8 protein-coding genes are annotated in these 7,221 nt (G+C 34.5%); all 8 read left to right on the forward strand.

The window, feature by feature from the left end; genetic code table 11:
• The first annotated feature begins 237 nt into the window (after positions 1-237).
• The gene (locus AC1DSL_RS14585; RefSeq protein ID WP_477532719.1) at positions 238-543 is read left to right on the forward strand and encodes an HU family DNA-binding protein; all 306 of its coding nucleotides are present in this window, start codon (positions 238-240) and stop codon (positions 541-543) included.
• A gap of 73 nt (positions 544-616) precedes the next feature.
• Positions 617-1,861, forward strand: coding sequence for a PhoH family protein (locus tag AC1DSL_RS14590; RefSeq protein WP_477532720.1), 1,245 nt, complete (start codon positions 617-619; stop codon positions 1,859-1,861).
• A gap of 148 nt (positions 1,862-2,009) precedes the next feature.
• Positions 2,010-2,195, forward strand: a complete 186-nt coding sequence (locus AC1DSL_RS14595; RefSeq protein WP_477532721.1) for a YonK family protein — start codon at positions 2,010-2,012, stop codon at positions 2,193-2,195.
• Positions 2,196-2,199: 4 nt separating this feature from the next.
• On the forward strand, positions 2,200-3,441 hold the full coding sequence (locus tag AC1DSL_RS14600) for a hypothetical protein (protein ID WP_477532722.1): 1,242 nt from the start codon (positions 2,200-2,202) through the stop codon (positions 3,439-3,441).
• 45 nt (positions 3,442-3,486) lie between these two features.
• Positions 3,487-3,873, forward strand: coding sequence for a hypothetical protein (locus AC1DSL_RS14605; RefSeq protein ID WP_477532723.1), 387 nt, complete (start codon positions 3,487-3,489; stop codon positions 3,871-3,873).
• A gap of 156 nt (positions 3,874-4,029) precedes the next feature.
• Entirely contained in the window at positions 4,030-4,653 is a 624-nt protein-coding gene (locus tag AC1DSL_RS14610) for a ClpP family protease (protein ID WP_477532724.1), read from the forward strand.
• A gap of 169 nt (positions 4,654-4,822) precedes the next feature.
• Positions 4,823-5,884, forward strand: coding sequence for a hypothetical protein (locus AC1DSL_RS14615; RefSeq protein ID WP_477532725.1), 1,062 nt, complete (start codon positions 4,823-4,825; stop codon positions 5,882-5,884).
• A partial coding sequence (locus AC1DSL_RS14620; RefSeq protein ID WP_477532726.1) for a terminase occupies positions 5,884-7,221 on the forward strand: 1,338 nt, incomplete at its 3' end. The genes AC1DSL_RS14615 and AC1DSL_RS14620, both read left to right, overlap by 1 nt.

Genomic DNA, 7,221 nt, shown 5'->3' on the forward strand with positions numbered 1-7,221 from the left:
ATATACAAACTTTGTGGATTTGATCGTTGATGAAAAATATGATTTTGGATTAATTGACACCAGTGATTCAAATTACAACTAAACAGAATAGTTTGGGAGCGTCAAAACCTCCCAAAATAATAAATTATAAGATAATATTACATTAAAATGCAAGAAAAAGCAATGAAAACTAAAGGTTTTGCTGTATTTTCCTTAAAATACGCACGAGAAAACAGAGAAAAAGGAGATTGATTTAACATGACAACAGTATTAACTAAAAAGGATTTCGTAAAATTGGTAGCAGAAGGATTAGATACAACACAAGTAAAGGCTTCAGAAGTATTGGATATTATATTCGGTGTAGTTGAGACAGTAGTATTTGAGCAAAAAGCAGGAGTTAAGCTTGGTGATATTGGAACATTGAAGGTTGATGTAGTCCCAGAACGAGAGCATAGCAATCCTAAAACTGGTGAAAAAGTTATTAAGCCTGAGCATTATGCGGTGAAATTCAAAGTTAACTCGGTGTTTAAACGTGATTTAGCTGAAGTTCAAGTAGAAGGTTAATCAGAGAGGAAAATAACTGTTACGGGTAGGACACCTACTCTCCCCTATCCGTAACTTTATCATGGGGATGCTTATGACTACACAGACGAATGAGAAACGATATGTGCTAGACACCAACATTATTCTAAAGGTTAACGTAGAAGCAATTGCTGATCGTTTCCCACTAGCTATTCCATCTATGATTATTCGTGAATTAGAAAAGATGGAAAACAACCCTGATAAGTATGGACAAACATCATGGGAAGCTAGAGAAAAACGTAGACGATTAAGAAAGCTAGATAAAATTTATTTTGACAATAAAGATTACATGTGGGACTTAAATAATGACTTTTCAAACTCATACATCGACAATCAGATTCTCAAATACTGTATCGTAACAGGCAGCCCGATTATTACTTTTGATGGACTACTTGCAGAAAAAGCTATTGAGTATGGGGTTGAGTTTATTGACATTGCTACTATGGATGTTGAAAACGAGGAGCACTATACAGGATACAAAGAAGTTCATATGTTACCTAAAGAATACACTGATTTCTATACAAATGACTTAGGAAACAACAAGTTTGACCTTAATGTCAATGAATATCTAGTTATTTTGGATGATGTGACTGGTGAAGAAATTGACGCCTTAAAATGGGATGGTCAGTTCCACATTACTGTTAAATCAAAGAGCATTAACTCATTTAAAATGGGCAAGTTCACAGCTAGAGATTTATATCAATCGTGTGCAATTGATTCATTAAACAGTAATCAGTTTACGCTTCTACATGGTAAGGCAGGTACAGCTAAAACACTATTAGCACTAACTTATGCAATGCAACAAATTGAAAAAGGCAAGTACAGTAAATTGATTGTATTCGCAAATTYCTTACCGACCAAGGGAGCAGCAGTCTTGGGGCTGTACAAAGGATCATTAAAAGAGAAGCTTATGCAAGTAAGTATCGGTCATATCCTAGCTTCTAAATTTGGTGACTACAATGAAGTTGAAGCAATGATGACTACTGGTGATTTAATTGTCCTACCCCTTTCTGATTTACGTGGCTATGATACTACTGGAATGAATGCTATTGTAATTGCTGTAGAGGGTCAGAATATGGATATTCCACTTATGAAATTAGCAGCAAGCCGAATCTCTGAAGACAGTAAGTTTATTGTAGAAGGAGACTTTGACCAGCAGCTAGACCATCATTCATTTGAAGGTAAGAATAACGGGATGAGACGTTTAAGTGAAGTATTCAGAGGATTAGACTACTTCGGACAAGTCGAGTTGAAGCACGTATATCGTAGTAAAATTGCTGCCAAAGTAGATGAAATGTAAATAGTAAATTATAATTAAAACTACAGTTTTATAAGATGATAGCTTAAAGGATCGCAACCTTTGCTTGATTCTATACATATACAGGGTTCATCATATTCCCTCACCCAAAATGATGATGAGATTAAGGATAAAAGGAGAATGATTATATATGGCAAAACGAGTTCTAAGCACACAACTTAAAGGTAGTTTTAATTTAGATTCAATGGAAATCACAGAAGTAACAAAGGACTCAGAGAAAACATACAACTTCCTAGAAATTCTTCATGAATATGCAGGTAAGAATATTACGGTTAGCATTAAAGAAGAAAATGAAATTGAACCAATTGGAGAGTGATTAGATGACTGAATACAATTTTGAGCGACAACAAGGTGAAACTCCATTCAGTCAATTAGTCAGAGTTAGTGTTGATAAATTAAACAAGCTGCACAACATGGATTGGTTAGACATTAAAGAAAATCTTGGATTTGAGCATTCGGCTGAGTCACTACGTAAATATGCTAGTGGATGGAAATTGCTACATGAGAATAAAGAGTCTGAAGAGATGTCAAATCCTGATACATTAATTAAGTACAAAGAAACAACTGAAATTCTTAATGATGGAAGTCACAAATCTGATAAGTTAATCTCAATGTCCACCGAACAATCTAAAGATGTTAATTACCTACTTAAAGCTCATGGATTTGATACAGATGATTGGGAATTAGTTAATGCACGTAACAACATTTGGAATGTAAACAGTATTGAGCAAGGTGTTCAAACTTTATATTCTAGTAAGATTACTGTTAAGCCTAAAGGCAATGGCTTCAATATGGAAAAACTGCTTGAGAAAATTAAACAAGAAGTTAAACCGATTACAGTTGTACAGCCTACAAGTGCTGATACTAATTTATTAGAAATTCCACTATTCGATATGCACTTCGGGATTGCTGATTTAAATTACTACAATAGCACATATGACAAAGTCCTAACTAAGATTAAATCTCGCAAATGGGATACGATATTGTTTGTTGTCGGACAGGATTTATTACACAATGATGGATTCACAGGTAAGACAACTAGTGGAACAATGATTGAGCAAGTTAATACGGAGCAAGCATGGGCAGACGCTGATTCATTCTATTCTAACTTAATTTTCCACGCATTAGATAATAGTAAGAATACTAATGTAGTGTTCTCAAATGGCAATCACGATCAAGGAATTGGATATGGCTTTGTGAAGATGTTAGAAGCTAAATTCCCACAAGCAAAGTTTGATACAGCTATGAAGCAACGTAAAGGTTTTGTATGGAATGATTTATTCTTAGGCTTCTCGCATGGAGATAAAGGATCGAATCGACTAGGTAAAAACTTCTTATCTGAGTTCGGCAAAGACATTGCAAATGCTAAGATTGTAGAAATTCATAGTGGACACATACACCACGAAGTAACTAAAGATGATTTTGGCATTGTGATTCGCTCACTGTCTACAGGAGCTAAGACTGATGGTTGGCATGACGATAATGGATTTATTGGTAGTATGAAGCGATTCCAGTTGTTTGAGTATTCGCAAGACAGATTGAATGCAATTTATTATGTTTGATAAATAATAAATTATAAGAATAATCGAGTATAAGGAGGTTACAAAATGAGTAAAGACAATGAACTGAGTGAAGAAGAAAAATGTTTAGCTTGTGATCTCGTATTAGAGTTTAAGCAAATGTGCGATGAAGATGTTCATTGGGAGTCAGCATTACGTCATGTGCTTCATGTAGCTTTAGAGATTAAAGATGAAATCATTGAAGATCAATATACGCTCGGCTTCGAGGACGGAATTCAAACAGGAACTCGGAAAGCTGCTAAATTAATGAATGAGCTGGTTGAATTTACAGATGAAGAGATTCTTGCTTACCATGCTGAACGTGAAGCTGATATTAATAGTGAATCGGAAGCTGAAGAAGAAATCGAGGATATTTCGGATGAGGAGTACGATAAGATTKCAAAACTTATTCGAGAAACTAAAGAGCTTAGTTAATGTAATTAGAGACATACCATTGATGATTTATGTGATGTGGATGATTAAAAGCGAGGATTTGAGAAGTCGAGTTGAGAAGAAAATTTATAAGATGGATTTGAATATTAAGGATAGAGAAAACAAATAAGCAACATTGAGATAAGGGAGGAAATATGAATGAGTGAGACTATTGAAAAAGAAGTCGTTGAGCTACAGAAGTTAGAGCTTGATGAAGAAACACTAATGGAAATTGAGCGTATGCTTGAAATGGAAAGTGTTGAAGCGAGAACAATTTATCTGAATGATTCAATCGACCAAGACACCGTAGAAAAAGTAGTTCCACTTATTCATTTGTTTAATCGTGAAGATGAGGGCTTACAGGATGACGAAAAAATCCCCATCAAAATTTACGTGAATTCTCCGGGCGGAGAAGCTTATCATGGCAGTGCAATTCAGGCAGCAATGGAAACTTCCAAAACACCTATTCACACTTATCTTGAGGGCGGAATTGGCATGAGCATGGGATTAATTTTGTATCTCAGCGGTCATGTGAAGTTCATGAATCGTCATGCTCACCTACTTTATCACGAATTACGTGCTGGAATGGACGTTCAAACACTTGCCGAGATGAAGAATATTGTTAACCATTATAGTAAATTACAAGACAGATTAGATGAATTTATTGTATCTAAAACGAAAATTCCAATGAAGAAATTGAAGAAGCAACGCAAGAAAAATTTGGATTGGTTTATTGACTTCGAAACAGCTAAGAAATATGGCATGTTCGACCATGAGATTTAATTAGATTTAGTTGTTTGTTAGAGGATTCCTTTTCGGAGTCTTCAATAGAGATAATTAAATAATAAATTATAATTTAAATATGTAAAATGTATGTTTTATTTGATGAGGATTCTCTATTTCGAGAGTCCTCTTTTTAGTTTCGGAACTATGAGTAAAAGGAGTTGATTAAATGACAAAAACCATCAAGAAAGAATATATAACCTGTATTAGTTGTAATAAAAATAAAGAAAAAAATACCAACTACTATAACACTTCAAACAAAATGTATGCAAACACAAAAAAAATACCACTTTGTAAATCGTGCCTTAAAGATATGGTCGATTACGATGATATGGAAACTGTCTATTCTATTCTTCGTCAATTTGACATCATGTTTGATATTGAATGTTGGGAAAGTGCTGTTGAAAGCAAAATGGATACGATAGGCAGATATATGTCGATGGCTAATTCGCTCCCTCAATTTAAAGAAACTGGTTGGAGAGATAGCGTATTCAAATCGACAATGAGCACAAACAGTAAAAATGAAATCAAAAGTAGTACCAAAAGCAACCTAGAAGTAATTGAAAACGAGACTCCTATCGTAATAAATACCAGAGATAGAGACGATGTAATTAAACTCTTAGGGTACGATCCATTTGAATACGAGAATCCAAGAGACAGAAATCAACTGTATAACAGACTTATTGATTTCTTAGATGAAAGCACATTGGAAGATGGATTCAAGCTACAGGCTTCCATTGAAATTGTAAAAGGGTTTAATCAAGTTGATAAAATCAATCAAGCGATAACTAACATTACAAACGACTTAGATAAATTAGCTTCAAACTCAGGCGGTATTAAATCACTAATTGATTCTAAAAAGAACATTTTGGCATCATTAATTAAACTTGCTGAGGAAAACGGCATATCGGTAAAGCATAATAATCAAAAGAGCAAAGGTGCTGGAACTTTAACTGGAATAATAAAAGCTCTTCAGGAGAAAGGCATTGAAGAAGGAGAACTGAATCTCTTTGACATTGAAACTGCACGAGGCATGAGTCAGGTTGCCGATATTAGCAATGAAAGCATTATGAAACAGTTGCAATTCGATGAAAATGATTATACTAATATGATTTTAGAGCAAAGAGAAATAATTCAAAAACTAGACAGCAAAGTAGTGAAACTAGAAGAAGAGAACAGGCTAATAAAGAAAGAATTATTGATATACAGCAAGACGGAGAGTGATATTTAATGAGTAACAATAATATCTCTCAAAGAAAGCTGGACGGATATTTAAAGTTAGCCGAGATTATTCAATGGGGACGTAAGAACCCTGTAAAATTTATTGAGCGTTTCATGGGGCTAGAGCTTTTGGATTATCAAAAATATGTGCTAATGGAAAGTTGGAATACTCCGTATGTTTTATGGTGTATGGGTAGGAGCAGTGGTAAAACCACACTTGGCAGTCCTTTTATTATGGCTAAAAGCTTATTAATACCAAACTTTCAAGCTTATATTTTAGCTGGTGTAGGCTCTCAATCGCAAGAAATGTTTATGAAGATAGAAAAAATAGCAAAAAGAGAGATTGCTTCGTTTACAGGATTAACAGATGTCTTCTTTAATGAAACTGTAAAAAGCGCATCAAATACAGATGGTTTTACACATAACCCCTCCTCTTTTCAGTATAAACTTTACAATGGCTCAATTGTTAACTCTTTGAATGGATCATTCGATAACAATAGATCGAAGAGATCGAACTTAAATTTTTATGATGAGAGCGGCTTCGCCCCGGATGAATTATTCACAACTTCCGAACCTTTCACAACTCAAAACAGCGATTTCCGTTTAGGTGGAGATGTCGATGTTACATTATTTCCTAAACAAATGCCCAACCAATTGCTCTATGCATCGTCAGCATCGTCAACAGACACATACTTCTTCAGAAAATATTCCGACTTTGCTAAGAAGATGTTTTTGGGTGATAAGCAATATTTCGTAGCCGATATAAACTCTGATGTAGTAATCAATGCAACATTTAACGGTAAATTATACCCCGTTTCTTTATTGTCACAAGAAACAATTGATGCAGCCATGAGAGACAATCAAGAAAAAGCAATGCGTGAATACAAGAACATCTTTACAACAGAAGGTTCTGATAATCAAATAATTAAACGTGCAACCATTATAAGAAATTCTGAATTAAGACCTCCAGTTCTAGCTAATGATGGAACTAAGAAATTTATTATGGCAGTTGATCCTGCTCGTAGTAATGACAACTCTGTTTGTACAATCGCTGAAATTTATGAAGACCCAAATGTTGGATATAAATTGAGGATAGTAAATAATGTTTCATGGACTGATTTAGAAAAGAAAAAGAAAACGCCTATGAAAACTCCTGACCAAATAAAAGACTTCAAAAGAATGTTGTTGGACTACAATGGAATCCAAGCTGCTGATTATGAAAATATTGAAATGGTATTAATTGATTCTGGTGCTGGTGGAGCAGGTATGAGTTCTTGGGGAGACGGTCTTCTTGAGGATTGGATAGATGAAAAAGGAATTGTCCACAAAGGTTTAATTGATAAGACC

The organism is Paenisporosarcina sp. P4_D4, assembly GCF_056401835.1.